This window comes from Cryobacterium adonitolivorans (assembly GCF_004402695.1).
GTDB lineage: Bacteria > Actinomycetota > Actinomycetes > Actinomycetales > Microbacteriaceae > Cryobacterium > Cryobacterium adonitolivorans.
Window position 1 is genome coordinate 1 of the sequence record NZ_SOFL01000053.1, and the last position, 25,678, is coordinate 25,678.

The 25,678-nt window shown below is 67.2% G+C and carries 24 protein-coding genes and 2 pseudogenes; 9 read left to right on the top strand and 17 right to left on the bottom strand.

The window, feature by feature from the left end:
* Window positions 1-94 precede the first annotated feature (94 nt).
* A complete protein-coding gene (locus E3O42_RS15940; protein ID WP_478213367.1) occupies window positions 95-580 on the top strand; it encodes a sensor histidine kinase in 486 nt (161 codons plus the stop codon).
* Window positions 581-1,140: 560 nt separating this feature from the next.
* Here the strand turns inward: E3O42_RS15940 and E3O42_RS18650 are convergent.
* Window positions 1,141-1,389: pseudogene (locus tag E3O42_RS18650) on the bottom strand (IS481 family transposase); the annotation flags it as partial.
* Window positions 1,390-1,607: 218 nt separating this feature from the next.
* Here E3O42_RS18650 and E3O42_RS15960 point away from each other — a divergent pair.
* The gene (locus tag E3O42_RS15960; protein ID WP_134454910.1) at window positions 1,608-2,303 is read left to right on the top strand and encodes a hypothetical protein; all 696 of its coding nucleotides are present in this window, start codon (window positions 1,608-1,610) and stop codon (window positions 2,301-2,303) included.
* A gap of 230 nt (window positions 2,304-2,533) precedes the next feature.
* Here the strand turns inward: E3O42_RS15960 and E3O42_RS15965 are convergent, their stop codons facing one another.
* The 4 genes and pseudogenes from E3O42_RS15965 to arsD all read right to left on the bottom strand — a co-directional run bounded on the left by E3O42_RS15965 (window position 2,534) and on the right by arsD (window position 4,289).
* The gene (locus E3O42_RS15965; protein WP_134454912.1) at window positions 2,534-3,103 is read right to left on the bottom strand and encodes a hypothetical protein; all 570 of its coding nucleotides are present in this window, start codon (window positions 3,101-3,103) and stop codon (window positions 2,534-2,536) included.
* Window positions 3,104-3,154: 51 nt separating this feature from the next.
* The gene (locus E3O42_RS18305; protein WP_166788023.1) at window positions 3,155-3,376 is read right to left on the bottom strand and encodes a hypothetical protein; all 222 of its coding nucleotides are present in this window, start codon (window positions 3,374-3,376) and stop codon (window positions 3,155-3,157) included.
* Entirely contained in the window at window positions 3,325-3,570 is a 246-nt protein-coding gene (locus tag E3O42_RS18995; RefSeq protein ID WP_198414169.1) for an ArsA-related P-loop ATPase, read from the bottom strand. The genes E3O42_RS18305 and E3O42_RS18995 overlap by 52 nt, the downstream gene beginning before the upstream one ends.
* Before the next feature lie 3 nt (window positions 3,571-3,573).
* Window positions 3,574-4,289: pseudogene (arsD, locus tag E3O42_RS18315) on the bottom strand (arsenite efflux transporter metallochaperone ArsD).
* A 226-nt stretch (window positions 4,290-4,515) separates the two neighbouring features.
* On the opposite strand from arsD, the gene E3O42_RS15975 reads away from it, so the two are divergent.
* Together E3O42_RS15975 and E3O42_RS15980 are read left to right on the top strand one after the other, a co-directional pair.
* The gene (locus E3O42_RS15975; RefSeq protein ID WP_134454914.1) at window positions 4,516-4,947 is read left to right on the top strand and encodes an arsenate reductase ArsC; all 432 of its coding nucleotides are present in this window, start codon (window positions 4,516-4,518) and stop codon (window positions 4,945-4,947) included.
* A 33-nt stretch (window positions 4,948-4,980) separates the two neighbouring features.
* Window positions 4,981-5,640 carry an arsenate reductase ArsC gene (locus E3O42_RS15980; RefSeq protein WP_134454916.1) on the top strand — a complete coding sequence of 220 codons (660 nt, stop codon included), beginning with the start codon at window positions 4,981-4,983 and terminating at the stop codon, window positions 5,638-5,640.
* Window positions 5,641-5,690: 50 nt separating this feature from the next.
* Here E3O42_RS15980 and E3O42_RS15985 read toward each other — a convergent pair whose 3' ends face one another.
* The 9 genes from E3O42_RS15985 to E3O42_RS16025 form a co-directional block, all read right to left on the bottom strand.
* Window positions 5,691-5,996 carry a hypothetical protein gene (locus E3O42_RS15985; protein WP_134454918.1) on the bottom strand — a complete coding sequence of 102 codons (306 nt, stop codon included), beginning with the start codon at window positions 5,994-5,996 and terminating at the stop codon, window positions 5,691-5,693.
* A 209-nt stretch (window positions 5,997-6,205) separates the two neighbouring features.
* A complete protein-coding gene (gene adhE / locus E3O42_RS15990) occupies window positions 6,206-8,959 on the bottom strand; it encodes a bifunctional acetaldehyde-CoA/alcohol dehydrogenase (protein ID WP_134454919.1) in 2,754 nt (917 codons plus the stop codon).
* A gap of 115 nt (window positions 8,960-9,074) precedes the next feature.
* Entirely contained in the window at window positions 9,075-10,223 is a 1,149-nt protein-coding gene (locus E3O42_RS15995; RefSeq protein WP_134454921.1) for a cysteine desulfurase family protein, read from the bottom strand.
* Between the two features lie 34 nt (window positions 10,224-10,257).
* The gene (gene nadC / locus E3O42_RS16000) at window positions 10,258-11,133 is read right to left on the bottom strand and encodes a carboxylating nicotinate-nucleotide diphosphorylase (RefSeq protein WP_134454923.1); all 876 of its coding nucleotides are present in this window, start codon (window positions 11,131-11,133) and stop codon (window positions 10,258-10,260) included.
* On the bottom strand, window positions 11,127-12,758 hold the full coding sequence (nadB, locus tag E3O42_RS16005; RefSeq protein WP_134454925.1) for an L-aspartate oxidase: 1,632 nt from the start codon (window positions 12,756-12,758) through the stop codon (window positions 11,127-11,129). Before nadB ends, nadC begins: the two co-directional genes overlap by 7 nt.
* Window positions 12,759-12,760: 2 nt before the next feature.
* The gene (gene nadA / locus E3O42_RS16010; RefSeq protein ID WP_134454927.1) at window positions 12,761-14,092 is read right to left on the bottom strand and encodes a quinolinate synthase NadA; all 1,332 of its coding nucleotides are present in this window, start codon (window positions 14,090-14,092) and stop codon (window positions 12,761-12,763) included.
* Window positions 14,089-14,832, bottom strand: coding sequence for an NUDIX hydrolase (locus tag E3O42_RS16015; RefSeq protein WP_134454929.1), 744 nt, complete (start codon window positions 14,830-14,832; stop codon window positions 14,089-14,091). The genes nadA and E3O42_RS16015 overlap by 4 nt, the downstream gene beginning before the upstream one ends.
* Window positions 14,833-14,960: 128 nt before the next feature.
* Entirely contained in the window at window positions 14,961-16,340 is a 1,380-nt protein-coding gene (locus E3O42_RS16020; protein WP_134454931.1) for a sensor histidine kinase, read from the bottom strand.
* A gap of 13 nt (window positions 16,341-16,353) precedes the next feature.
* Window positions 16,354-17,028, bottom strand: a complete 675-nt coding sequence (locus E3O42_RS16025; RefSeq protein WP_134454933.1) for a response regulator transcription factor — start codon at window positions 17,026-17,028, stop codon at window positions 16,354-16,356.
* Window positions 17,029-17,132: 104 nt separating this feature from the next.
* On the opposite strand from E3O42_RS16025, the gene E3O42_RS16030 reads away from it, so the two are divergent.
* Window positions 17,133-17,954 carry a carbon-nitrogen hydrolase family protein gene (locus E3O42_RS16030; protein ID WP_134454935.1) on the top strand — a complete coding sequence of 274 codons (822 nt, stop codon included), beginning with the start codon at window positions 17,133-17,135 and terminating at the stop codon, window positions 17,952-17,954.
* A gap of 37 nt (window positions 17,955-17,991) precedes the next feature.
* Here E3O42_RS16030 and E3O42_RS16035 read toward each other — a convergent pair whose 3' ends face one another.
* Both E3O42_RS16035 and E3O42_RS16040 read right to left on the bottom strand, forming a co-directional pair.
* Window positions 17,992-18,378, bottom strand: a complete 387-nt coding sequence (locus tag E3O42_RS16035; protein ID WP_241984876.1) for a DUF7882 family protein — start codon at window positions 18,376-18,378, stop codon at window positions 17,992-17,994.
* Between the two features lie 92 nt (window positions 18,379-18,470).
* Entirely contained in the window at window positions 18,471-19,475 is a 1,005-nt protein-coding gene (locus tag E3O42_RS16040; protein ID WP_134454936.1) for an alpha/beta fold hydrolase, read from the bottom strand.
* Window positions 19,476-19,663: 188 nt separating this feature from the next.
* Here E3O42_RS16040 and E3O42_RS16045 point away from each other — a divergent pair, with 188 nt between their 5' ends.
* Complete coding sequence (locus tag E3O42_RS16045; RefSeq protein WP_134454938.1) at window positions 19,664-20,737, top strand: alkene reductase; 1,074 nt, start codon at window positions 19,664-19,666, stop codon at window positions 20,735-20,737.
* Between the two features lie 29 nt (window positions 20,738-20,766).
* Here the strand turns inward: E3O42_RS16045 and E3O42_RS16050 are convergent, their stop codons facing one another.
* The gene (locus E3O42_RS16050) at window positions 20,767-21,957 is read right to left on the bottom strand and encodes an aminotransferase class I/II-fold pyridoxal phosphate-dependent enzyme (RefSeq protein ID WP_134454940.1); all 1,191 of its coding nucleotides are present in this window, start codon (window positions 21,955-21,957) and stop codon (window positions 20,767-20,769) included.
* A 377-nt stretch (window positions 21,958-22,334) separates the two neighbouring features.
* Here E3O42_RS16050 and E3O42_RS16055 point away from each other — a divergent pair, with 377 nt between their 5' ends.
* From E3O42_RS16055 to E3O42_RS16065, 3 genes are all read left to right on the top strand, one after another.
* Entirely contained in the window at window positions 22,335-22,880 is a 546-nt protein-coding gene (locus E3O42_RS16055; protein WP_134454942.1) for a hypothetical protein, read from the top strand.
* Window positions 22,881-23,236: 356 nt separating this feature from the next.
* Window positions 23,237-23,782: a hypothetical protein gene (locus E3O42_RS16060; protein WP_134454944.1), complete on the top strand. Its 546-nt coding sequence runs from the start codon at window positions 23,237-23,239 to the stop codon at window positions 23,780-23,782.
* A 139-nt stretch (window positions 23,783-23,921) separates the two neighbouring features.
* On the top strand, window positions 23,922-25,604 hold the full coding sequence (locus E3O42_RS16065) for a S1C family serine protease (RefSeq protein ID WP_134454946.1): 1,683 nt from the start codon (window positions 23,922-23,924) through the stop codon (window positions 25,602-25,604).
* Window positions 25,605-25,678 lie beyond the last annotated feature (74 nt).

Here is a 25,678-nt window from a genome sequence, read left to right on the forward strand (position 1 = left end):
CCGACGACGCTTGTCCGTTGCCCAGGTAGTCGCGGATGCTGTGGCCCAGGCCACGGCGCAATACGCTGCCCAGAGCGTGACACTGACGGTCACCATGACCCCAGCTGCCCGCGACGCTGCTGTCAGCGGGGACAGCGATCGCGTCGGTCAGGTCTTGACTAATCTCCTCGACAACGCTGTTCGACACACCCCGTCAGGCCGTGAGGTGGTCATCTCCGCCGCGGTAGTCGGCAGCATGGCAGTGATTGCGGTGTCCGACGAGGGCGATGGAATTCCGGGCGATCACATTTTGCATGTCTTCGAGCGGTTCTACCGAGTGGACGCCAGCCGGGACCGCGCCCACGGCGGCTCGGGCGTAGGTCTGGCGATCGCCAAATCCATCACCGAGGCCCACGGTGGAAGCATCCGCGCAGACAGCGCGGGTGCCGGCCGAGGCGCGACCTTCACCNCAGCGCTGAGGACAACTGGTTACAGAGGCCGAGCTCAGGCCACCGATATCAATTTGCCACGGCGACGGATCGGTTTCACCTGCGGAATTCGCCAAGAATCTGAATCTGTTCGCGGTATTGCTCGGACGTGAGCTCGCCCCGGGCGTATCGTTCGTCCAAAATCTGACGAGCACTGCTCAAACTCGTCGACATTTGCGTTGAGCCGGAGTCATTGCCTTGGTTGCTACGCCCACTGAAGATGCGCACAGTCAGAATGACAAGCAGCACGATGCCGATAAGAACTACCAGGCCTAACAGCCAGGACCAGCCCATGTCCCACCCGTATCCCCACATCATCGTGAACGCCTCACTCTCGCAGCGAATGCAGCTAATGAGAGCCATGGTACCCCTGGCGGGTATCGACGCATAGGGATCGGATGAATCCGAAGTCGGCCGGACCGCTTCGGTTAGGGGTAAAATTCCGCGTGGACTGCATGAGCAGGCGGCGGTGGAGTCCGAGTCCGAGAGACTCGAGTGCTTGCGTGAGTTGCTCAGTGGTGGGGAGGCCTGCCAATCCCGAGGGCGTGAAGTAGATCCGGCAGGCAAGATCCGTCGTTCGGCCGTCTGTGGCGAACAGGTCTTCTCCGTCAAGGGTGATTGTAGGGGAGCCAGCGAACGACACTTCGGCTGCCTCGTCGGGCGTCCGAAGTTGACGGTTGGCGGTGGCCCGGGCGGATCGGATCATGGCTCCGGTTAGTGGGTCGCACCAGGCCAGTCGAGGCACGTGGTTGCGGACCAGGATTCGAGAGACGGTGCGGGCCGGAACCCTGGTCGCGGCGGCGCGGTAGCTATTCACCCAGCGATGGGCGCACTGGCGGGAGATGCCGAGCTTTTTAGCGACGTGAGCGACAGGGCGACGATGATGCAGAACCCGAGTTATCAACAGGGTCCGGCCGTGGATATTGAGTCGCGCCTTAGCGCTGGTTCGAACGGCCGTAGTCGCGCACGTAGCGGCGCTGCGCCCCGCCCGGGTGGTTGCTCGCTACAGGTAGATCGACGATCGGCCGCAAAAGGCGAGGATGCCTGATTCCTCAACATGACCAAACCTCACAAACGGTCGCAACGAACCCTCTGAGACCAAAGGGGCCTGCCCGTTGGCCGATGACTAAGGAGAAAATCGTGAAACGACAATCAATGGGGATTCTCGGAGCTTCGACCGTGGCACTACTCGCCGCTGCACTCGGATCGGGGCCGGCGCAAGCGCATAGTTCTGAGTCCAAGGGCGCGGAGAAATCGGTGACGCTGTCCGCTGAACTCACAGAGCTGAACAATTCGGGGGCATCCGGAACAGCTTCCGCGGTAGTTCGCAACCAGAAAATTGAGCACATAGAGGTGCATGCGTCCGGGCTGACGCCAGACGCTCCGCACGCGCAACACATCCATTACGGGAATCAAGCGCTGAACGAGTGCCCCACCTTGGCACTGGACAGCAACGGTGACGGCCGCCTCAACACAGTGGAGGGTATTCCAGCATACGGACCAGTTGTCGTGTCGTTGAACACGGCTGGCGATACAACTCCGGCCAGCTTCCTGGACGTCTCCCGCTTCCCGGTTTCTGATGACGGTAGCTACCACTACAGCCGCGACAACATCCACATCACCAAGGTGGCGGGCACCGGATACCCCGGCCCCAACGGAACCGGAACGGCCAAGGAGATCGCGGACTCCATCCGCGATGGTGAGGGCGTCGTCGTGATCCATGGCGTCGACTACAACGGCAACGGCTCCTACGACTTCGGTGCAGGGGAAAGCGAACTCGACCCGACCTTGCCGGCAGAAGCGACAGACCCCGCCGCCTGCGGAGTCCTGCAGTAAAAAACACCTCACGCTTCACCTTCAACACGGCCGATGGCCCGTCCTCCTGGGCGGGCCATCGGCTTAGCACGCTGCGTCCCGCACTGTTGAGCGCCTCCGCTACAGACACCGATGGGAATTGGAGAGCACAATGGTGCGACGAAGATCGAAATCCTGCACATGATGAGTGCTCGAACTGGATTGCGGCTGGCAGTGGAGCGGAGGCGTGACCCTGGACTCGGCCTGAGGGGCTACTGCAGGAGTGCTACTGAGGCGAGATAACTCGGCTGGCTGACGTAGTAAGTGACACCTTCTCTATTGACCAGTGCAGGGTTGTCGTCGCCCCACCGCGCGCCCAGCATCGTACCGGAGATCGGATCGTCCGACTCTGTATACGCAGCTGCCGTGAGTTGCGCTCGCTGTGCGCTCCAGGCGCTCTCGTCCATCGCGATCTGGCCGTACCAGAGGGGGACATCGCCGCCGGCGCTGGTCCAATAGCAGCTCAACCCGCCCTGTTCGGCCATCGAGGCCATGAGGGCGCTGGGACCTCCGGGCAGGTCGGTGTGAAGGATCCAGCCTGCGGATGCGATGTCAGCCAGAGCTGGTGCTGTCAACATAGTCTCGCAGGTCGGATCGACAATGGGGCCGGCGGCGGACGGTTCCACGGTCGGCGTGACCGTGGGCTGAACGGTCGGCGTTGAGCTGGCCGACTTGTCCGGCGTCGTTGAGGGTGCTGTTGTCGTTGGCTGCACGCCCGCGGCGCAACCACTCAACATGAAGAGTCCGGCCAGAACCGCCGTTGATCCGCGAAACTTTAGCATTTCCCCCACCTTGCTGTGAACACTGGACGTCGCCGTGGCCTCGGACACACACTACTCCGACAGGCCGGTCAGGGCGGGGATGCCGATCAGTTCTACGGCCAGGAGCGGCACGATGGCCGTGTGGGCGTACCGGGTCCGGACCGCGTCGATCTCGGGGAGTTCGTTGGCGGCCCGGCGTCTCAGCAGTGCCGAGGTCGGTGCCGCCGCCGCGATCGAGTTGTTCACGACCCAGGCCCACGGTTCGATGCCGGCACGACGCAGGTCTTCCTGCAACCCGGCGGGACGACGTGCATCGTGGTCCCCATCTGCCGGGCGACCTCCCGGTGGTAGGAGCCCGTCGAATCCCGCAGCAGCAGGGTGTGCCCGGTGGGGGCCGTAACGAGCACCACAAACTTGTTCTTGCCCCCCCGGCTCACCCTGGAGAAGGCCTGGAAGACGGCGATCTCTTCGGTGCCCGGTGACCGCAGGTCTTAGCGCAGCATGGCCAACCCCTGCCTGTCGAGGTGGGCGCCCTTGGTGGCCAGGACGTGCTCGCTGTAGCGCTCGATCTCCACGGCCGGGTCGATGCGGGACACCTCGAGGTTGGCGAGTTCGCCGGCGAGCGTGTCGGTCAGGTGTGCGGCGGGGTTTGTCGTGGTGAGGTGCACGGCAAAGTCGCGTTCGGCCAGGGCGACGGCGACGCCGGCGGCACCGAGATGCCCTACATCGGTCGAACTGTCCCGATGCGCGGGGGCAGCTGGTCCGGACGTGGGCACCTCGGCGGCAGGCTCGGCGCTCGCAATGGTGTTGTCGCGGGGGAGCAGGCCGCGGGCCCCGCCACCGCAGCAGCCGTCAGCGGATTCGGCGGGCTGCGCGGCGCTGAGCAGCGACGGCCGGTCCTCGGCCGCGGGGGCGCCCAGGCCGGCCCACCTGGGGCGCGACGGGTCGCGGCCAGTGAGCACGGTGGCGCCGTCGACCATCGTGACGGGCAGACCTTCCTGGCCCACAGCGTGCAGGAAGCTGCACACGGTCTCGTTCTCCGCGAACGCCAGAGGCTCCTGGGCGAGGTTGAATCGGCGCACGCTGCCGCCGGCCGACGTGGCCCAGTCGATGTCGCCGAGACCGTCACGAGCTGCTGGTCGACGTCGACGCCACAAATGCCGGTGCCGCAGCACAGGCCGAGTTCGAAGATCTGGATGGTCGTCATGGGAGCCTCGGTATCCGCCGGACATGCGACACGGTGTCAAGCGCGTCCGGCCCTCGCATGATATCGACGTCCATCGATTTATACGGTCACGGTCGCACCGCGGGTGGGTAAACGGGGCGTGAACGGCGAGTGTGCGGCCAGAGACAAAATCGTTCCCGGATGCCGATCCCGGCGCGAATCGTCTATATTGACAGATATCGATCAATCGCCATCCGAAGGAAGCCCCATGCCTGACACTGCCGGTACGTCCGCGGCCAAGCCCACAGTCCTGTTCGTCTGCGTCCACAACGCGGGCCGATCCCAGATGGCTGCCGGCTACCTTACCGCGCTCTCCCACGGGCAGGTTGAGGTGCTCTCGGCTGGCTCAGAGCCGAAGGACCAGATCAACCCGGTCGCCATCGCGGCCATGGCCGAGGATGGCATCGACATCGCGCACAACGTGCCCAAGATCCTCACCACCGAGGCCGTCAAGGACTCCGACGTGGTCATTACCATGGGGTGCGGTGATGCTTGCCCAATCTTCCCCGGCAAGCGCTACGAGGATTGGGAGCTGGCCGACCCGGCCGGCCAGGGCATCGAATCGGTGCGCCCGATCCGCGACGACATCAAGGCTCGCATCGAGAAGCTGCTCGCCGAGATCCTCCCCGCCACCGTCTAGCCACCGACACCCGCACAGACAAGTCGTAGACACATGGATGTTTCGGACCGTCGCCCCCTGCCCGGGCTCGTCTACCCGGAGGCGTACCTTCACCGCCTCTCCGACGACCTGTCGCTCAAGTTCTCCGGCATCTTCGGCCTCGAAACCGTAGAGCGTTATGTCCTGGAGTCATACACCAGCCTGTTGCGCAGCTCGCGGGTGCGCGCTCACGTCGCCGCTCGCACGGTGCGGTTCGCCACTGACCGGCTCACCGCACTCGCCCTGGCGGAGGGAGCGATCGCGCGAGAGGTCCCCGAGGTGCTCTTCGTCTGCGAGCAGAACGCGGGTCGGTCTCAGATGGCCGCAGTACTCACCGCGCACCTCTCCGGTGGGCGGGTGCACGTGCGAAGCGCCGGCTCGATGCCGTCCGGCGAGATCCACTCCATAGTGCTCGAGGCCATGCGCGAGATCGGCCTGGACCTGGGCGAAGAGTTCCCCAAGCCGCTCACCGATGACGTGGTGCGGGCGGCCGACGTGGTCATCACGATGGGATGCGGCGACGCCTGCCCGGTCTACCCGGGCAAGCGCTACCAGGATTGGGATCTGGCTGACCCGGCCGGGCTGTCCCTGGAGTCGGTGCGGCGTATCCGTGACGAGATCAGCACCCACGTGGTGGCGCTGCTGGAGAGCCTCGGGGTCGAGGCGAAGGCCTAGCTCAACCCGCCGGGAAGCGCAGCGGCCGGGACAAGGCGGCGGGCGGCCGGCTATTCGGCGTTCGGGTTCTCTTTGTGCTTGGTGAGTTCGGCTCGATCGTCGGCGGAGGACTGGCGATCGCTCTTGGCGTGCGACCGGTCCAGTGCTGCTGCCCGGCGCTCTCCGTGGCCTGAATACGTCTCGCTGGTGTCCAGAAATGCCTCGAGGTCGGCGGCTTCCGCACGCTTGTCAGACTCGACATCGCGGATGTCGGCTTCATCATCCCGTCGGTGTGCGTCCACCAGGATCTTCTCGATCTTCTGATCCCGGGCCGATTGACGAGGAGTCTGGGCCTCGTCCGGCTCTTCCTCCGGCATCTGGGCTGATCCGGGTTCGGCCGAGTCGGCGCTGCTGTGCTGAGAGTCCGTTGGATTACCCACAGCCTCCATCTAACACCAATGGGTCGAAAGGAGCATCAGTGTCGTCGACGAAAACAGCGTCACCACAAGACAGAACGGCCCCGCACGAAGGTGCGGGGCCGTTCTGGTGGTGCAGGTCGAACGGTTACTGCGGTGACACGTGGAGCCTACTTGCCGGCCTTGCGGGCCGGCTTCTTGGCGTCCCCGGCCGGGGCGACAACCTCTGCACCGGTCTCGAGCGCGGCGTCAACGACGGCTGCGCGTCCGGCGCGAACCTCGGCGAACGACGTGCCGTAGTACGCGGCTTCCATGAGGGTCTTCATGTCGTCCAGCATCGGCATCCGCGGGTTGGCGGGTGCGCACTGGTCGCCGTAGGCGCCCATGGCGAGCGAGTCAAGGCGGCTGATGAAGTCTTCCTCCGGCACACCCTGTGCCTGGAAGGACGGCTTGATGCCGACCTGGTCGCGCAGTTTCTCGACGGCCTTGGCGTAGGACTCGACGCCCTCGGCCGGGGTCGATGCCGGGAGGCCGAGGTGCTTCGCGATTTCCTGGAAGCGCTCCGGGGCAATGTAGTGCTCGTACTTGGGCCAGCTGGTCAGCTTGGTCGGTACGGTGCCGTTGTACCGGATCACGTGCGGCAGGTAGGTCGCGTTGACCCGGCCGTGGATCAGGTGCAGCTGCGCGCCGGTGACGTGAGCCATCGCGTGGACTATGCCCAGGAACGCGTTACCGAATGCCATTCCTGAGATCGATGCGGCGTTGTGCATCTTCTCGCGGGCCTTGATGACGCTGTCATCGTTGCTGCCAATGGTGCCCTTGACGCTGGTTTCGATGTTCTCGAAGATCAGCTTGATGGCGTGCAGGCAGAGGCCGTCGGTGAAGTCGTTCGCGTATACCGAGACGTACGCCTCAGTGGCGTGGGTCAGGGCGTCGAAGCCGGAGTCGGCGGCGAGGAACGACGGCATCATGGCGGTGAGCACGGGGTCGATGATCGCGACGGACGGGATCAGCGCGTAGTCGGCCAGCGGGTACTTGACTCCGGTGACGTCGTCGGTGATGACGGCGAACGGGGTCATCTCGCTACCGGTGCCCGAGGTGGTCGGGATACAGACCAGCTTGGCGAGTTCACCGAGGTCGGGGAACTTGAACGCGCGCTTGCGCACGTCGAAGAACTTTTCCTTCATGTCGGCGAATTCGATTTCGGGGTGTTCGTACAAGAGCCACATGACCTTCGCGGCATCCATCGGCGAACCGCCACCGAGGGCGATGATGGTGTCCGGCTTGAAGGCGCGCATTTCCTCTGCGCCCTTCTCAACGGCGGCAACGGTGGGCTCGGGGAGCACGTTGTCGATGATCTGCAGGGCAACGCGGCCCTCGCGGCGGTTGAGCACGTCGAGGATCTTGTCGACGAAGCCCAGGCGGGTCATGGTCGAGTCGGTGACGATGGTGACCCGGGTGACGTCGCGCATGTCGGCCAGGTAACGAACCGCGTTCGGCTCGAAGTAGGTCTTTGCGGGGATCTTGAACCACTGCAAGTTGTTGTTCCTCCGGCCAATGCGCTTGACGTTGATCAGGTTGATCGCTGACACGTTGTTCGAGACGGAGTTGTGTCCGTACGAACCACAGCCGAGCGTGAGAGAGGGGATGAACGCGTTGTAGATGTCACCGATGCCACCGAGCGAGCTGGGGGCGTTGGTGATGATGCGAACGGCCTTGACGCGCTTGCCGAATTCCTCGATGATCTCGGGGTTCTCGCTGTGGATCGAGCCGGAGTGGCCCAGTCCGTCGAATTCCACCATCTGCTCGGAGAGCGAGATGCCCTCTTCGGCGTCCTTGGCGTGCAGGACGGCGAGCACCGGTGCCAGCTTTTCGCGGGTCATCGGTTCGTGCGGTCCGACTCCGGAGACCTCGACCAGGATGATCGACGTGTCTTCGGGAACGGTGAAGCCAGCCTGGGCGGCGATCCAGACCGGCGACTTGCCGACGACGGTCGGGTTGAGCTTGGCGCCGGCGCAGTTCTCCGAGTTGGCCTGCACGCCGAAGATGAACTCTTCGAGCATGGCCTTCTCGGCGGTGCTGGCTAGGTGGGTGTGCAGGATCTTGAACTCGGCCATGGCCTCTTTGTAGAGGGGCTCTTCAATGATGACGGCCTGCTCGGAAGCGCAGATCATGCCGTAGTCGAAGGACTTGGAGAGCACGACGTCGTTCACGGCACGCTTGAGCTTGGCGCTCTTCTCGATGAAGGCGGGCACGTTTCCGGCGCCGACACCCAGGGCGGGCTTGCCGCAGGAGTACGCGGCGCGGACCATGGCGTTTCCACCGGTCGCGAGGATGGTCGCGATGCCGGGGTGGTTCATCAGCAGGGTGGATGCCTCGAGCGAGGGGGTTTCGATCCACTGGATACAGTTCTCGGGGGCGCCGGCCTTGATGGCGGCGTCACGGACGACGCGGGCTGCGGCGACGGAGGACTGCTGGGCTCCCGGGTGGAATCCGAAGATGATGGGGTTGCGGGTCTTGAGAGCGATGAGGGACTTGAAGATCGCGGTCGAGGTGGGGTTGGTAACCGGGGTGATGCCGCAGATGACGCCGACGGGCTCTGCGATCTCGGTGATGCCGGTAATTTCGTCGCGACTGATGATGCCGACGGTCTTGAGGTTCTGCATGGAGTTGGTGACGTGCTCGCACGCGAAGAGGTTCTTCACGGCCTTGTCTTCGAAGACGCCACGGCCGGTTTCTGCCACGGCGTGCACGGCCAGTTCGGCGTGCTTGGACAAGGCGGCGACGGAGGCCTTCTTGACGATGAAGTCAATCTGTTCCTGCGTGAAGTTTGAGTATTCCTTGAGCGCGACCAGGCCCGCGGAAACCATGGAGTCGATCTGCGCAGCTAATGGAGTGGCGACTGGATGGTCTGTGATCGTCATTAGTATTCCTCCTGGACAACCCGATCTGGGATCTTTGTCTCTGGTTCTAACATAAGCTGCCGCAACGTCCAGGTCACGGGCCAAAGGTCCCACAGCACCGCCATTCTGGAGCCGTTCAGCCTCCGTTTGCCAGGCCGCGGACCGTGGCCACGGCCTCGCGCACACGGGCGGCAGCCTCGACGAGCTCCCCGGCCGTCGTGGTCGCCGACAGCGTGAATCGCACGGCCGTTTGGGCGAGGTCGCCGGGGATGCCGAGGGCGGTGAGCACGTGCGAGGGCTCGTCGCTACCCGCGGCGCAGGCCGACCCGCTCGAGCACACGATGTCGTGCCGCTCCAGTTCGAGCAGCACGGCCTCCCCGCTGGTGCCGGCGAACGTGAACGAGGCATTGCCGGGCAGCCGGTGCAGCGGATGCCCGGTGAGCCCAGCGCCCGGAGTGCTCTCGAGCACCGCCGTCACGAAACCGTCTCGCAGCTCGGCCAGGGCGGGCGCGAGCTCCCGCCGTTCGGCCTCGGCCAGGTCGAGGGCGACGGCCAGCCCCACGGCCCCGGCCACGTTCTCGGTGCCGCTGCGCTTGCCGCGCTCCTGGCCGCCGCCGTGCAGCACCGGTTCGACCTGCAGCCGACCGCGCAGGTACAGCGCGCCGACACCCTGCGGCGCGCCGAGTTTGTGCCCGGAAATGCTCAACGCGTCGACGCCGAGGTCGGCGACATTCAGCTCCAGCCAGCCGGCGGCCTGCACGGCGTCGGTGTGGAACGACACTCCGGCCGCGCGGGCGATCGCGGCGAGTTCACGGATCGGCTGCACGGTGCCGATCTCATTGTTGGCGTAGTGCACGGTGACGAGGGTGGAGTCCGGCCGGATGACCCCGGCGAGTTCGGCGGGATCGACGCGGCCGGAGGCATCCGTGGCCAGCAGGGTGATCTCGAAGCCGTGCAGGCGGTGCAGGTAGTCGCAGGAGTCGAGCACGGCCTCGTGTTCGAGGGCGGTGGTGATGATGTGCCGGCCGTGCGGGGCGCCCAGCGCAAGGCCCTTCACCGCGAGGTTGTCGGCTTCGGTGCCGCCGCCGGTGATGGTGACCTCGCCGGGCCGGCAGCCGAACACTCCGGCGATGCGGGCGCGCGCGGCCTTCAGCGTGGCGGCGGCGGCCTCACCCACCCGGTGGTGGCTGGACGGGTTGCCGAAGCCGCGGGTCATGACCGGCCAGATGGCTTCGGCGACCTCGCGGCGGAGCGGTCTCGTCGCGGCGTTGTCGAGGTAGATCATGACGGCTCCTGGGCATGGATGGTCGGATGGATGCTCAGGCCTGGGGGAACTCGGCGTCCGGCAGGATCACCACGTCCAGGCCCAGGTCAAGGGAGCGAACGCTGTGGGTGAGGGCGCCCACCGAGATGACGTCGACGCCGGATTCGGCGATGCGGCGCACGGTGTGGAGCGAGACCCCACCGCTGGCCTCCACGATAGCCCGGCCGGCGACCAGACGCACGCCCTCGCGGAGGCTGTCGGCGTCGAAGTTGTCGAGCATGATCGTGTCGATGCCGGCCGCGAGCACCGGTTCGATCTGCTCGAGGGTGTCCACCTCCACCTCGAAGTGGGTGGTGTGCGAGAGCCTGGCGCGCACGGCCAGCAAGGCCTCGGTGATACCGATGCCGCCGGCGCTCAGCACGGCGAGGTGGTTGTCCTTGGCCATCACGGCGTCGGAGAGGCTGAACCGGTGGTTGTGGCCGCCACCGTCGCGCACGGCTTGGCGTTCGAACGCGCGCAGGCCCGGTGTGGTCTTGCGGGTGTCGACGATGCGGGCAGCGGTGCCGGTGGTCTCGGTCACATACTGCGCGGTGAGGGCAGCGATTCCGCTCATCCGCTGCACGAAGTTCAGGCCGATCCGTTCGGCCTGCAGGATGCCGCGGGCCGGGCCTGACGCCTCGGCAAGCAGGTCACCGGCAGCGAAGGTGGCGCCGTCGGTGACGTGCAGGTGCACGGAGATGCGCGGGTCCACCAGACGGAACGCGGCCGCGAAGATGGCGCCGCCGCTGAAGACGCCGGCTTCCCTGGCGACCAGCTGGGCGGTGGCGACGGCGTCGGCGGGGATCAGCATCTCGCTGGTCAGGTCGCCCCACGGGGCGTCCTCGTCGAGGGCGGCCCGCACGACGGTGTCGATGGCGTGAGTGGTCAGCATGCGATGGCCTCCGAAGGCTGCGATGGAACGGTGACAAGAGGGCGGGTCAGCGATGACGGCCGGCGGGTGAAGCGCGGCCGGGCCAGCTCCGGCCGGCTGTCGGGGAAGTCGGCGCGGTGATGGGCGCCGCGGGATTCCTCGCGCGCCAGGGCCGCGGTCACGATGAGGCGGCCGAGGTCGAGCAGGTTGCCCGTCTCGAGCTCGGCGACGGTGGCCTCCGCCCGGTCGACGGCCCGCCAACCGGCCAGGGTCACGGCGGCACGGGTCAGGCCTGAACCTGACCGGTGCACACCCGCGGCCTCCCAGAGCTGCTCCTGCAGGGTGCTGCGGTCGACGAGCGTGCCTGCGTCATCCGCAGCGTTGCCGAATTCGGCGAGGATGTCGGTTTCGATGTCGTCGAACAGCGGCGGTCGTTGCTCCGGTTCACCGAGCGCGCGCACGGCCCGGTCGGCGAAGACCGCGGCTTCGAGCAACGAGTTGGAGGCCAGCCGGTTGGCACCGTGCGCTCCGGTGCGGGCCACCTCGCCCACGGCGTAGAGGCCCGACAGCGAGGCGCGGCCCCAGCCGTCGGTGGCGACGCCGCCCATCCAGTAGTGCGCGGCGGGAGCGACCGGGATCGGTACGAGAGCCCAGTCCAGCCCGGCGGCGCGGCAGGCGGCCGTAATAGTGGGGAACCGGCTTTCGAGCAGATCGCGGCCGAGCCCGGTAGCGTCCAACAGCACCGGCGCCCCGCCCTGCTTCTTCATCTGGGCGGCGATGCTGCGCGCCACGATGTCACGGGGCGCGAGCTCGGCATCCGGGTGGATGGCCGGCATGAACCGTTCACCGGTGCTGGTGAGCAGCACGGCGCCCTCGCCCCGCACGGCCTCCGAGACCAGCGGGGTGCCGGGAACCGCGAGCGCGGTGGGGTGGAACTGGTAGAACTCGACGTCGGCGATCGCCGCGCCGGCCCGCCAAGCGGCGGCAACACCGTCTCCCGTGGCGATGGCCGGGTTGGTCGTGTGCCGGTACAGCGCCCCCGCGCCGCCGGTGGCGAGGATCACGGCGTCGGCGGAGACCGTGTGCTGGGCGCCGCCGGGGCCGAGCAGGATCGCGCCGGTCACGCGGGGGGAGCCGGGGGTGTCGGCGAGGACCAGGTCGACGAGCATGGTGTGTTCGTGGATGGTGATCTGGTCGCCGCCGAGCGCGTGGGCGCGCTTGGCGCGCTCCTGCACCGTGGCCACCAGCGCGGTTTCGATGGCGGCGCCGGTGGCGTCGCCGCCGGCGTGCAGCACGCGCGACCTGGAGTGTGCGGCCTCGAGCCCGCGGGTGATGCCGGATTCGTCGCGGTCGAAGTCGACGCCGAACCGGATCAGGTCCCGGACCCGCGCCGGGCCTTCCTCGCAGAGCACTCGCACGGCGGCGGGGTCGCAGAGTCCGGCGCCGGCGCGCAGGGTGTCGAGGATGTGCGCGTCGGTGGAGTCGTCGGGGAACAGCGCCGCGGCGATGCCGCCCTGGGCGTAACGGGTGTTGCTGTCGGAGAGGGCGGCCTTGGTCACCAGGGTCACCCGGTGCCCGGCATCCGTCGCTCGCACCGCGGCGACCAGCCCGGCGAGGCCGCTACCGACAACCAGCACGCGGGTCATGGTCAGGCCCCGGTCACGACGGGGACGACGGAGCCGGCCGCGGGCGGCTTGGCCGCGAGCATCCGTTCGAGCGCCACCCTGGCGTGCCCGGCGACGTCGTCGGCGACCGTGATGCGGTTGAGCACTTCGGCCGGCACTCCGTCGCCGCCCACGAGGGCTTCGAGCACCCAGGCCAGGTAGCCGGAGTGGATGCGGTACATGGTGGAGCACGGGCAGACCACCGGGTCGAGGCAGAAGATGGTGTGCTGCGGGTACTGGGCGGCGAGGCGCTGCACGAGGTTGATCTCGGTGCCGATCGCGAACGTCGACGCGGCAGGTGCCGCCGCGATGGCCTTGGCGATGTAGTCGGTGGAGCCGTATTCGTCGGCCGCGTCCACGACCGCCATCGGGCACTCGGGGTGCACGATCACTCGCACACCGGGGTGGTCGACGCGTGCGGTCTCGATCTGGTCGACGGTGAAGCGTCGGTGCACGCTGCAGAAGCCGTGCCAGAGGATCACCCGCGAGTCTTCGAGCTCGGTCTCGGTGTTGCCGCCGAGGGCCTTGCGCGGATTCCACATCGGCATCTGCTCGAGGGGCACGCCCATGGCCTTGGCGGTGTTGCGGCCCAGGTGCTGGTCGGGAAAGAACAGCACCCGCTGGCCGCGTTCGAAGGCCCACTCGAGCACGGTCTCGGCGTTCGAGGAGGTGCAGACGATGCCGCCGTGCTCGCCGCAGAAGCCCTTGAGCGCTGCCGAGGAGTTCATGTAGGTGACCGGGATGACGGGAACGCGGCCGTCGGCATCCGGTCCGGTGCCGTAGAGCTCTTCGAGCTGCTCCCAACACTCGGTGACGGAGTCAATGTCGGCCATGTCGGCCATCGAACAGCCGGCGGCGAGGTTGGGCAGGATCACGGCCTGCTCGGGACGGGAGAGCAGGTCGGCGGTCTCGGCCATGAAGTGCACGCCGCAGAACACGATGGCTTCGGCATCCGGCCGGCTCTGGGTCGCGACGGCGAGTTGGAAGGAGTCGCCGATGAAGTCGGCGTGCTGCAGCACCTCTTCGCGCTGGTAGAAGTGGCCGAGCACCACGACACGGTCGCCCAGGGTGGCCTTGGCGGCGCGAATCCAATCGCCGAGTTCGCCGTTCGACGCGGTGCGGTAGCGGGCGGGCAGCTCACCCTGGCGGGGGGAGCCGGTGGGAATGACATCGCCCATCGATGAGCCGGGCCCGTAGCCGGGGTCCTTGGCGTCGAAGTACCACGGGTCCACCGCGAGGTCCGGGGTGCAGGTGCTGCCGGCAGATTCGCCCGTGCTGATCAGGCGGATGGTGCGGTCGACCGATGCGGTGGTCATGTCGTGCTCCTCGGGTAGTGCAGGGTGGATTGAAGGGGAGTCTCTGGCCAGCCGACCGTGGAGCCCAGGGGGCCCTGTTCGGCAAGGGAGTGGGAATCGTTGTAGCGGTAGAGCCGTGGGGGCCGGTGCGGTACCCCGGCCAGGCGGAGCCCGGTGTCAACCACGGTTCCGGACGACTCGATCATGCGGCGGAAATTCGCCGGGTCTAGCGCTCGGCGCAGGACCGCCTCGTGCACGTCGCGCAGCTGGGCGAGGGTGAACGTCTCGCCCAGGAAAGCGTGCGCGATGCGGGAGTATTCCACCTTGGTACGCAGGCGCCAGAGCGCGTATTCGACGATGCGGTTGTGGTCGAACGCGAGCTCAGGGAGCCGGTCGGCCGGGAACCACTGCACATTCTCGTCGACGGCAGCAAGGTCGGCCTCGGTGGACTGCACCAGAGCCCAATACACGATCGAGACGACGCGGCTGCCGGGGGAGCGGCTGAGGTCGCCGAAGGTGTACAGCTGCTCGAGGTACTTGGGGGAGAGGCCAGTGGTCTCGCGCAGGGTGCTGGCCGCGGCGGCGGAGAGCTCCTCCTCGGGCGGCAGCCAACCGCCCGGCAGCGCCCACAGGCCCAGGTACGGGTCCCGGGTGCGGCGAACCAGGGGAAGCCAGAGCGTCATGAAACCGGATTCGATGTCGGGCCGGAGAGCGAAAATGACCGTCGAAACCGCCAGCACGGGCGGGTGTGGATCGGTCATCGGGGCATCCCTTTAGTAAAGGTCAATGTGACTCTAACGTGAGGTCCATCATATAGTCATCCTGACCAGAAGTAGCAACCCGTGGGTAAACGTGCAGGTTCACGTGTGCGGCCTTGGCCAGGTCTGCCTCAGTTGACGTGCCGTGGCAGCCGGATCTCGACCGCGAGTCCGCTGCCGGTGTTGCGCAGTATTACGGCGCCGTGGGCCCGCTCGACGATGGCATGCACGATCGCCAGTCCGAGGCCTGATCCTCCGGAGCTGCTTGACCGGGAGTTGTCCGGCCGGGAGAACCTGTCGAAGGCCAGGGGGATGAACGATTCGGGAAGACCGGGGCCGGTGTCGACGACGGTGATCAGCGCTCCGGAGCCTGAGCGGGTGAGCGAGACCGTGACGCCGCCGTGGCCCGACATCGCCGTGATGGCATTCGAGATGAGGTTGTCGAGGAGCTGGCCCATGTTGGTGGTCGAGATGCCGTAGCGCCCCTCGGGATCGTCGCCGTCGATGCGGTAGACGACCTCGAGGTCATGGCCGTCCCTCACCACCCGAGCCCGGTCGACCGATGCCGTGACCTCGTCTACCAGGCCGGTCCAGTCGGTCTCGGGCGGCGACTGCTCGCTTTCCAGTTTGCTCAGCTCGAGCAGGTTGGTCGCCAGCCGGCTCAAGCGCCCGGCGGTCGCCGACGCTTCGCGGATGTCGCGCTCGAGGGCTGGAGCGTCGCCGGAGTCGAGATGGGCCAGTTCGAGCTGCGCCTGAAGCACCGCCAGCGGGGTGCGCAGTTCGTGGCTCGCGTCCGACACGATCTGTTTTTCGCGGTCAACGCCGCGCCGGAGCCTTTCGATGAAGTCGTTGAGGGTGCGGGCGAGCTGGCTGACCTCGTCCTTGCCGGCCGGCACCCGCAGGTGGGCCGAGGATCCTGTCGTGCTCAGGGTCTCAGCTTCCTCACGCAGGCGGGTCACCGGGCGCAGCGCCGCGCCGGTGAGAAGCCAGGAGGCCAGTCCGAATCCGGCGGTGAGGATCAGGGTGCCCAACGTCAGGACCCCGGTGAGCTCGTCGAGAAGCAAGGTGGGGGCCTGCTGGCTGCGGGCGGCGATGATGATCCAGTCGCCGGATTCCGAGCTCACTGGCGTCGCCGAGACCAGGTAGGTGGCGGCGGGGGTGTTCACGGTCTGCGGCTCGCCGCCAATTTCGGTCAGGGCGTCGATCTGCCGATCCAGGCTGCGCGGCAGCGACGATTTACGCACGGTCCCGGTCGGGTCGACGATGGCGAGCAGCTGGCCCTCGCTCGGGCTCTGGATGGCCTCGGTGGGGTTCGTCGCGAGCTGGCTGAGCAGGGACTCGGCGTCATTGCGCAACATCGTCTCGTTGGTCTCCGTGAGAATCGACTGCACCTCGAGGCGGAAGAAGAACGCGGCGGTGCTGAACAGCAAGGTCGCGACGAGGAGGCTTCCCACGGTGATGCGCGCGCGGATCGACAGCGCAGGCAACCAGTGGCCACGCGGATGATTCACCGGGAGGGCCGCCTCATTCGGCGAGCTCCACGGCGTAGCCGGTGCCGCGCACGGTGACGATGCGCACGCCGGCGGCCTCGGTGTCGATCTTGCGGCGCAGGTAGCTGATGTACTGGTCGACGATGTTGGGGTCGATGTGGTTGGTGCCGTTCCAGATCTCTTCGAGGATGGTGGTGCGGTCCACGGTGGTGCCGGCCCTGCTGCAAAGCAGTCGAAGCAGCGCCACCTCCTTGGGGCTCATCGACACCGCACGCCCGGCGACGGTCACCCGCAGGTCGCGTGAGTCCAGCACGATGTTGCCGATCTCCACGGTCGCCGGGGCGCCCATCGATCGGCGGCGCAGCAGGGCCCGCACCCGCGCGGAGAGTTCGGCGAACGCAAACGGCTTGGTGAGGTAGTCATCGGCCCCGCTGTCCAGGCCGAAAACCCTGTCGTCGACGGTGTCGCGTGCGGTGAGCAGAAGCACGGGCATGGTGTTGCCCGACTCGCGGATGCGCCGGCAGATCTCGAAACCCGACATCTGCGGCAGCATCACATCAATGGCGGCGAGGCTGAAACCGTCCCCGGCGATGGCGATGAGCGCGTCGATGCCGGTGGAGACCCGTGCGGTCTCGTAGCCTTCGGCCTGCAGTCCGCGTTCGATGAGAGCGCCCATCTGGTCATCGTCCTCCACGACCAAGATCTTCATCCGTCACCCTTCGCTCACATCAGGATCTCATGCTGACACGTTGCGGGACGCTTCGCTCGCGACCTGCCGCCGGCAGGCTGGGAAGCCGCCGCTAGGCTGGCGGCATGGTGGATGCGCGCGCGCGAGACGAACTCGGGGTGGCCGTGGCGCAGTTCGCGCCCGGCGCCGATCAGGCGGCGAACCTGGCCGTGATGCGCTCGCTGGCCGGCACCGCCGTGGCGCGTGGTGCCGGCATCGTGGTGTTCCCCGAGTACTCGTCATTCTTCGAGACCCGGTTGGGCGACGCATCCATTGCCGCCGCCGAACCGCTCGACGGGCCGTTCGTGGCCGCGTTGGGGCGACTGGCCGCCGATCTGGATGTGCACCTCGTGGCCGGCATGCTCGAGCGCACCGCCGACCCGGATCGGGTGCAGAACACTCTCGTCGCCGTCGACCCCGCCGGGCAGATCGTGGCGCGTTACCGCAAGCTGCACCTCTACGACGCGTTCGGTTCACGAGAATCCGACCGGGTGCTCGCCGGTGTCATCGAAGCGCCGGAGACCTTCGACGTTGCCGGTCTCACCGTGGGCCTGCAGACCTGTTACGACATCAGATTCCCCGAGGTGACCCGCCGTCTGGTCGATGCCGGCGCCGACCTCGTGCTGGTGCCCGCGGAGTGGGTGCGCGGACCGCTCAAGGAGCAGCACTGGCGCACCCTGGTCACGGCGCGGGCGCTCGAGAACACCGTCTATGTCGCCGCCGCCGACCATGCGCCGCCAAGCGGCGTCGGTGCGAGCATGGTGGTCGACCCGATGGGGGTCGAACTGGTCACGATCGGTGAGACCACGGATGTCGCCGTCGGCTGGATCTCGACCGCCAGGCTCGCCGAGGTGCGGAGGGTCAACCCCGGCCTTGCCCTGCGCCGCTTCGGCACGGTGCCCATTTAAGCGCTGTGCCCATCGAAGCGCTGTGCCATTAATGCCCCTACTCGGGCGCGGCCACCGACAACTTCGGCATCGCGGAGGCCGATTTCACCGCGAACGACGCATCCATGCCACCCGCGTGGCTGGATTCGATGCAGCGTTCTTCGCTCGTCGCGATGAGCCCCTGCGAGCTGTTGGCCGAACGAGTCAACTGCGCGATCCACTCCGGGTTGAGAGTGGGCGTGTGGCCGCCGGTGAACTTGAAGTACAGCGGTATGGCCGGATTCATCCACGCCGAGCTGCGGCCATCGCCGACCTCTACGGCGTTGCGCCAAGAGAACAAGAAGCTCTCGCCTCGGCGGAGTTTTTGCACGATCACGACTTGCAGATGCGTCAGGATCCTGTCGTCAAATTCAACGACGACCCGGTCATAGGACAGGGTGCCCATGAGTATTCACGTTCACTTCCAGATTGCCACGCACGGTGCCGGGAACGGGTGAAAGCGATGATGGGACACTGACAGAAGAACCGGAGAATTCCTCAACTCTCCTCTGACGCCCGGCAAAGCGCAAGGAATCCGGCCGAATGCAGAGCCGTGAGCGTGTCGACCGGCCGCTCGACGTGGCCGAAGTGGCCGGTGCCGGTGAGTACCCTGACTTCGAGGTCGGCGACGACACCGGCCAGTCGCCGGTCATCGTCGACGGTGACGAAGACATCACGGTCGCCGTGCACGGATCGCACCGGGCACTCGATGCGCGCCCAGGACGCGTCGGCGTCGTAGTGCCCGGCCCGGTTGGCAGCCAGAGCGAACGAGCGTGGCCGCGCTTCGGCAGCCAACGCCGCCACTACGCTTACGTCGACTCGGCGGACGGAGCTGAACAGCGGAGCCACTAAGGCACGCAGCAGGCCCAGCCGATGTAGACCGGCCGCCAGACCGCGGCCCGCGGCACCGAACACCGAGAGCACCCTCATCACGCCGAGCAGGGCCGTGAAGCCGGGCAGCACGGCGAACCGGGCCACCGGATGCCGCACGCTGTCGATGACGCTGAACGTCGTGGCGGATACCAGGCCGACGTAGGTCGTCTGCCGGGGCGTGCTCGCCGCGAGTTCGAGGGCGACGAATCCGCCCAGCGAGTGCCCGATCACCCGCCAGCGCCGATAGCCCAAGGCCCGCGCGATCTCCGCCACCGCAGCGGCCAACGATTCGATGGTCTCGGTGCTCTCGTCAAGCGGCAGGGGAGTATCGCCCCAGCCGGGCAGGTCGGGGATGATGAGGTCCGCGAGCGGGGCCGCAGCCGACCGGTCTGCCGCACTGATCAGCGGTGTCCAGGTGGTCCAGGATCCTGCCGCTCCGTGCAGCAGGATAGTCGCGGTGCCGGTGGCGCCCGTCGTTGTGCGCCGACCATGCCGCACCGTGATCGGCCCGAGGGCAGTGTCGATCACGCTCGTGCCAAGGCCCAGCCGGCCGGAGTCCTTCGATAATCCAAACGGGCAGTAATCCAGGTCGGTGTCGAAGCCGGCCGGGACGTCGGTGGCGGTGCTCATGACAGGGATTCGGTGCCGCCGGGCACCCGGATTGGTGGCCAGGCGAGTCTGAGTGCCGGCTGATCATCGGGCGGGTTCCGGAATACCTCGCCCGATCGCACAGTTTGCTGAACGGGACGCGTGTTCGACACCGGCGGCACAGCCGCGCATCCGCTGCGTCCACATCACACAGCTAGAAGGAGCACTACTTGAGTCTTTTCACCCCGCTGAACCTCGGCGCCCTGGAACTGCCCAACCGAATGGTTATGGCACCGTTGACCCGGATGCGGTCAGGGGTTGACGGCGTTCCGGGTGTGCTCAACATCGAGCACTACCGTCAGCGGGCCACCCTCGGTCTGATCGTGTCTGAGGGCGTCTACCCCGACAAGACCGGCCAGGGCTTCCCCGGCCAGCCGGGCCTGGTCACCGCGGAACAGGTCGACGGCTGGGCCAAGGTTGCCGACGCCGTGCACGCCGCCGGTGGACGCATCGTGGCGCAGGTCATGCACGCCGGTCGGGTGTCCCATCCCGAGATCAACGGTGGCCTCCAGATCGTTGCCCCCAGCGCCATCGCCATCCAGGGCGAGAGCCACACTTACAAGGGCAAGCTGCCCTACCCGGTGCCGCGCGCGCTTACTGTCGAGGACCTGCCCGGTATCGTCGACGGCTTCGTACAGGCCTCCCGCAACGCTGTCGCTGCCGGCCTCGATGGCGTCGAGCTCCACGCCGCCAACGGCTACCTGCTGCACGAATTCCTCTCTCCTGCCGCCAACCAGCGCGATGACGTCTACGGCGGCTCGGCCGGGAACCGGGCCCGTTTTGTGATCGAGGTGGCGACGGCTGTCGCCGCGGCGATCGGCGCCGACCGGGTGGGCATTCGCATCTCGCCCCAGCACAACATCCAGGATGCCCTCGAGACCGACGATGCCGACGTTCTGGCCACCTACGGTGCGTTGGTCGACGGCCTGGCCCCGCTCGGGCTGGCCTACCTCAGCATCTTGAACCGCGATCCTGCGGGCGAGCTGGTCCGTTCGCTGCGTACCCGGTTCGGCGGACCGCTGCTGGTCAACACCGGTTTCAGCGCGGTCACCACCCGCCAGGAGGCGATCGCCTTGCTCGACGACGGTCTCGGCGACGGCGTCGTCGTCGGTCGTGCCGTTATCGCCAACCCCGACCTCGTACGCCGCTGGCTGGAAAACCTGCCGCTCAACGAGCCCAACCCGGCCACGTTCTACGGCCCGGATGGCGTTGGGTACACCGACTACCCGGCCTACGCGAACTAGCAGGGGGCCGTTTCGTGCGCCGCGCCTGATTACAGGCGGGCGAGGCGCGCGGCGGCGTCCTCGAGCACATCGACGCGCTTGCAGAACGCGAACCGTACGAGCGACGCGTACTGCGCCTTGTGCTCAGGCAGGCAGAACGCCGTGATCGGAATTCCGACCACTCCGGCCAGATCGGGCAGGGCGCGGCAGAACTCGACGGCGTCGGGATGGCCGAGCGCGGCGGCATCCGCCACGATGAAGTACGACCCCTGCGGCACCGTGAGGGTGAATCCCGCGGCGCTGAGCCCGCCGGCCAGCAGGTCGCGCTTGACCTGCAGGTCGGCCGCGATGCCGGCGTAGTAGCTGTCGGGCAGGTCGAGGCCGATCGCCGTGGCCGGCTGGAACGGGGCGCCGTTGACGTAGGTGAGGAACTGCTTGACGGCGAGGATCGCCGTGACGATGGCCGCCGGGGCGCTCAACCAGCCGATCTTCCATCCCGTTGTGCTGAACGTCTTGCCGGCGGATGAGATCGTGACGGTTCGCTCGCGGGCGCCCGGCAGGGTTGCGACCGGCATGTGGGTAACGCCGAAGGTGAGGTGTTCATAGACCTCGTCGGTCACGATGAGGGCGTCGTGCTTGTGCGCGAGCGCCACGATCAGTTCCAGGGTCTCGCGGGTGAAGACCGTGCCCGTGGGGTTGTGTGGGTTGTTGATCAGGATGATCCGGGTGCGGCCGGTCACGACAGCCGCGAGCTCATCGAGGTCGGGTTGGAAATCGGGGGTGTGCAGCCGCACCGTGCGGTGCACGCCGCCGGCCAGGGCGATCAGGCCGCCGTAAGCGTCGTAGAACGGCTCGAAGGTCACGACCTCGTCGCCCGGTTCGAGCAGCGCCAGCAGGGTGGCGGAGAGTGCCTCGGTGGCGCCGGCGGTGACGAGCACCTCGGTGCCGGGGTCGACGGTCAGCCCGTAGAAGTGCTGCTGGTGACGCGCAATCGCCTCGAGCAGCACCGGTGCACCCCGCCCGGGTGGGTACTGGTTGACGCCGTCGCTGATGGCTTGACGAGCGGCTTCGAGCACAACGGCAGGACCGTCCTCATCGGGGAAGCCCTGGCCCAGGTTGATGGCGCCGGTGCGCATGGCGAGGGCGCTCATTTCCGCGAAGATGCTGGCGGAGACGGTGCCGTCGGCGGCGAGGAGCCCGGCTCCTCGGGCGGTACGACGCCAGGCGCCGGTGATCGTCATGTGGTGACCTGCTGCATACCCCCAAATTTACGACATCCTGCCCTTCGCTTCTGTCGCTCCCGCCGCCCCCGGAATCCCGGCGGATGTGCGCAACTCCTGCAATTTTCAAATCTGAGGCGCGTCGGCCCCGGAATCCCGGGGGTCTGTGCTGTGCGAGAGAAATCCAGCAGGAGTTGTGCACGGAATGGGGCGGATGGGGCTGTGGCAGGCCAACCCCGAGGACACTGCGCAGGATGCGCGACCCGCGAAGGATCACAGGAGCTACGTACGACAACCGCTGGGTTTGGGGCTGTGGATAACTTGCGCGTGGGGGTGGGGTGCTGCCCTACGGTGGCGGCATGGGGATCGTGGGCGTTGGGCGACGAGGTGTCGGACGGATGGTTACCGCTGCCTGTGTGGGTGGTCTGCTGTTGGGTGCGGTGGGCTGCACGGCGGCGCCGAAGCCCGCGCCACCGTCGGCCACGCCCACGATCGCCCCCATCTTCGTTTCCGACGAGGAGGCGCTCGCCGCGGCCACCGAGGCCTACGCGAATTACCTCAGCACATACGACGCAATTTGGACTGAGGGGGGACCGTCGGTGGATGACTATTTGGCACTCTCAACTGGTCCTGCGCACGAGGGCGAAGTGGCGGCAATGACGGCATGGCAGTCAAAAGGTTGGAAGGCTATTGGGCAATCGACCTTCGACTCCGTCCAACTCCAATCTGTTTGGGAGTCGGACTCGGGTCGCTGGCACATTCGAACCTATCTGTGCGCAGATGCAAGCGGTGGGGACGTGATCGACGCTTCAGGGCAGTCTGTCGCGAAGTCAGACCGGCCGCTGCGCTTGCCGTTGGAAGTCGAGTTCGTGACGGCCTCCGCAGCATCGTCTGATCTCAAAATCTCGGAGTCCAAAGTATGGTCCGGCTCAAACTTCTGTTAGTGGCCGTGGTCGCCATATTCGTCTGGACGGTACACGTCGATCCCGCCGTCGCGGCGCGGGTGTACTTCGCCGCTGGGGATTGCTCGGTAAATCAGTGGAGAGAAGGCGGCTGCGCAGGGGCGGGTGCGGCTGTCGGGAACGGCGGGGTGGACCTCAGCGCAGACCGGGAGGTTTACACGCCTGGACGGCAGGGCTCCGGTTCCGGCAACGGCGGGCGCGGCGGTAGCGGAGGCGGCTCGGGAGGCGGGGACTGGGACGGTTTGCCCGACGGCGTCAGCCTGGTTCCCGGGGGAGTGCCCGTCGACCAGGGCGACGCATCCGCTGGGCCAGGGTTGGTGCCGAGGCGCGGTACGGCGGTGGCGCCGGCCGACCCCGCGGTGCCGGTGTGCCAGCCTCAGACACCCTGCGACCCGGATCTGGTCGTGCGTGTGAGTGATCTGGTCAGCATCCGGGCCGACGCTCCCACACAGGGGATGGAACCAGACGGCTGGCTGGTGGTCGGCATTCCGACCAACTTCTTTGCCACGGCGTCTGCGCACGTCCGGTCCGGCCCACTCCTCGGCGATTCGGCCGAGGTGCGGTTCACCCCGGTGGGGTTCCGGTGGGACTACGGCGACGGAACGTCGCGCACGTCGGTTTCGGGCGGAGCGAGCTGGGCGGCCTTGAACCTTCCTGAGTTCTCAGAAACCGCGACCAGTCACGTGTTCGAGCAAACCGGAACGCTCTCAATCGGGCTCGTCGTGTCCTACTTGGCCGAGTATCGCTTCGCCGGTGCCGAATGGCGCGATGTGCAGGGTCTGGTGCTGGTGCCGACCAGCCCGATCACCGCGATCGCCGACCGTGCCGGCACGGTTCTCGTGGCCGAGTCGTGCTCCGGCAACCCCGGTGGTCCTGGCTGTTGAGCACCAGGCGTCCGTCGCCGGACCGCCGAGTTGCGCGAGCCGGGCAAGGTCACGGCTTCATCATTGACTGCTCCCAGTCTGCGCATATCAAACGTTCAGCTTGAGGCGAGAAACTATCTTCGCTTGGAAGGAGCACACCATGACTGACAGCACCCAGGACCCGGGCACCACCCCCGACCAGCCTCAGGACAGCGCACCGATCGAGGTCAACTCGTCGGGCGCAGCCGTCGCGGGCCACCCCGACGTTCCAACGACCACCACCGACGCCCCGAACGCCACCGCTGCACAGCCCACCGCAGTGCAGCCCACCGTTCCCCGGCCCGCCGACAACCAGCCCACCGAGGTTCTCGGTTCTGAAGACGGCTCGGTCGCCGCCCAGGCCCCCGCAGCCCCGGCGCCCACTGCCGCCGAGCACCAGCAGCCGGTGCACCCCTACACCCACGCTCCGGCGCAGGCCGCGGCCTACCCCACGGATGCATTCGGCCGCCCCATTCCGGGCCCGGACGGCTCCACCCCGATTTACGCTCCCACCCCGGCCCAGCAGCAGGCCTACGCCAACGCGAACGGTTACCCCGCGCAGCCGTTCGTCGGAACGAAGGCGCCCAAGGACCCCAACCGCCGCAAGAGCAACGTCGCCTTCGTCGCCGCGCTGGCCATCGCCGCCCTGGTCGGCGGGGTCTCCTCAGCCGGTGTTTCCGCCATCGTCTACTCGAGCCAGAGCAACGGCACCCCGGCCAGTGAGGCTCAGGGCCCGAGTTCCGTCGTCGTGAACAACAGTGACAGCGTCAACGAGATCACCGCCGTCGCCGCCAAGGCGTCGCCCAGCGTCGTAACGATCGAGGTCGCCGCGGGTGACTCCGGCGGCTCCGGCTCCGGCGTCATCCTGAGCGAAGACGGTTACGTCCTGACCAACACCCACGTCGTCACGCTCGACGGCGCCGCGTCAGACGCGACAATCCAGGTGAAGGCCAGCGACGGCAAGCTGTACGAGGCCACCCTGGTCGGCACCGACCCGGTATCCGACCTCGCCGTGATCAAACTCACCGACGCGTCGGGCCTCACGCCCATCAACTGGGCGGACTCGAGCGATCTCAACGTCGGCGACACCGCCATCGCGATCGGCGCGCCGCTCGGCCTGTCCGGCACCGTCACCAACGGCATCGTGAGCGCCCTCAACCGCAGCATCACCGTGGCCTCCTCTGCCGCACCCACCACGCCGGACGAGACCACGCCAGACGAGGGTGACGGCAACTTCTTCAACTACGACCTGCCCAACCGGGACGGTTCGACCCCGGACACCCAGGCCACGCAGAGCAGCATCTCGCTCGCGGTTATCCAGACGGATGCCGCGATCAACCCCGGCAACTCCGGAGGCGCCCTGCTCAACAGCAAGGGCGAGCTGATCGGCATCAACGTCGCCATCGCCAACGCCGGTGGCAGCTCGACCGCCACCACCGCCGGAAGCATCGGCGTCGGCTTCTCGATCCCGGCAAACCTGGCCAAGCGGGTCTCCGAGGAGATCATCGAAACCGGATCTGCCACGCACGGTCTGCTCGGCGCCAGCGTCACCGGCGCCACCAGCACCGACAGCGACACCGTCGGCGCCCTGATCAGCGAGGTGTCGTCCGGCGGAGCCGCCCAGAAGGCAGGGCTGAAGGCCGGTGACGTCGTCACCAACTTCAACGGTGTTCCCATCACCGACGCGACCGACCTCACCGCCCAGGTGCGTACCCTTGCGGCCGGTGCCACCGCCGACCTCACCTACGTGCGTGAAGGCGAGTCGGTAACGGTGTCAGTCACCGTCGGTGAGCTCACCAGCTAGCCCACATCAGCTCCTTCCTTCCTGCTGCGCCGCCGGTCCTGCACCGGCGGCGCAGCTGTGTCCCGGCGCGCGGC

Coding starts and splice junctions, on each gene's coding strand:
- E3O42_RS16015 (WP_134454929.1), bottom strand. CDS start 14,832: ATGACCGATCCACACCCGCCCGTGCTGGCGGTTTCGACGGTCATTTTC.
- nadB (WP_134454925.1), bottom strand. CDS start 12,758: ATGACCCGCGTGCTGGTTGTCGGTAGCGGCCTCGCCGGGCTGGTCGCC.
- E3O42_RS16030 (WP_134454935.1), top strand. CDS start 17,133: ATGGTGGATGCGCGCGCGCGAGACGAACTCGGGGTGGCCGTGGCGCAG.
- adhE (WP_134454919.1), bottom strand. CDS start 8,959: ATGACGATCACAGACCATCCAGTCGCCACTCCATTAGCTGCGCAGATC.
- nadA (WP_134454927.1), bottom strand. CDS start 14,092: ATGACCACCGCATCGGTCGACCGCACCATCCGCCTGATCAGCACGGGC.
- E3O42_RS15965 (WP_134454912.1), bottom strand. CDS start 3,103: ATGCTAAAGTTTCGCGGATCAACGGCGGTTCTGGCCGGACTCTTCATG.
- E3O42_RS16050 (WP_134454940.1), bottom strand. CDS start 21,957: ATGACGATCACCGGCGCCTGGCGTCGTACCGCCCGAGGAGCCGGGCTC.
- E3O42_RS16065 (WP_134454946.1), top strand. CDS start 23,922: ATGACTGACAGCACCCAGGACCCGGGCACCACCCCCGACCAGCCTCAG.
- E3O42_RS16025 (WP_134454933.1), bottom strand. CDS start 17,028: ATGAAGATCTTGGTCGTGGAGGACGATGACCAGATGGGCGCTCTCATC.
- E3O42_RS16040 (WP_134454936.1), bottom strand. CDS start 19,475: ATGAGCACCGCCACCGACGTCCCGGCCGGCTTCGACACCGACCTGGAT.
- E3O42_RS15975 (WP_134454914.1), top strand. CDS start 4,516: ATGCCTGACACTGCCGGTACGTCCGCGGCCAAGCCCACAGTCCTGTTC.
- E3O42_RS16035 (WP_241984876.1), bottom strand. CDS start 18,378: ATGGGCACCCTGTCCTATGACCGGGTCGTCGTTGAATTTGACGACAGG.
- E3O42_RS15980 (WP_134454916.1), top strand. CDS start 4,981: ATGGATGTTTCGGACCGTCGCCCCCTGCCCGGGCTCGTCTACCCGGAG.
- E3O42_RS16055 (WP_134454942.1), top strand. CDS start 22,335: ATGGTTACCGCTGCCTGTGTGGGTGGTCTGCTGTTGGGTGCGGTGGGC.
- E3O42_RS15995 (WP_134454921.1), bottom strand. CDS start 10,223: ATGATCTACCTCGACAACGCCGCGACGAGACCGCTCCGCCGCGAGGTC.
- nadC (WP_134454923.1), bottom strand. CDS start 11,133: ATGCTGACCACTCACGCCATCGACACCGTCGTGCGGGCCGCCCTCGAC.
- E3O42_RS15985 (WP_134454918.1), bottom strand. CDS start 5,996: ATGCCGGAGGAAGAGCCGGACGAGGCCCAGACTCCTCGTCAATCGGCC.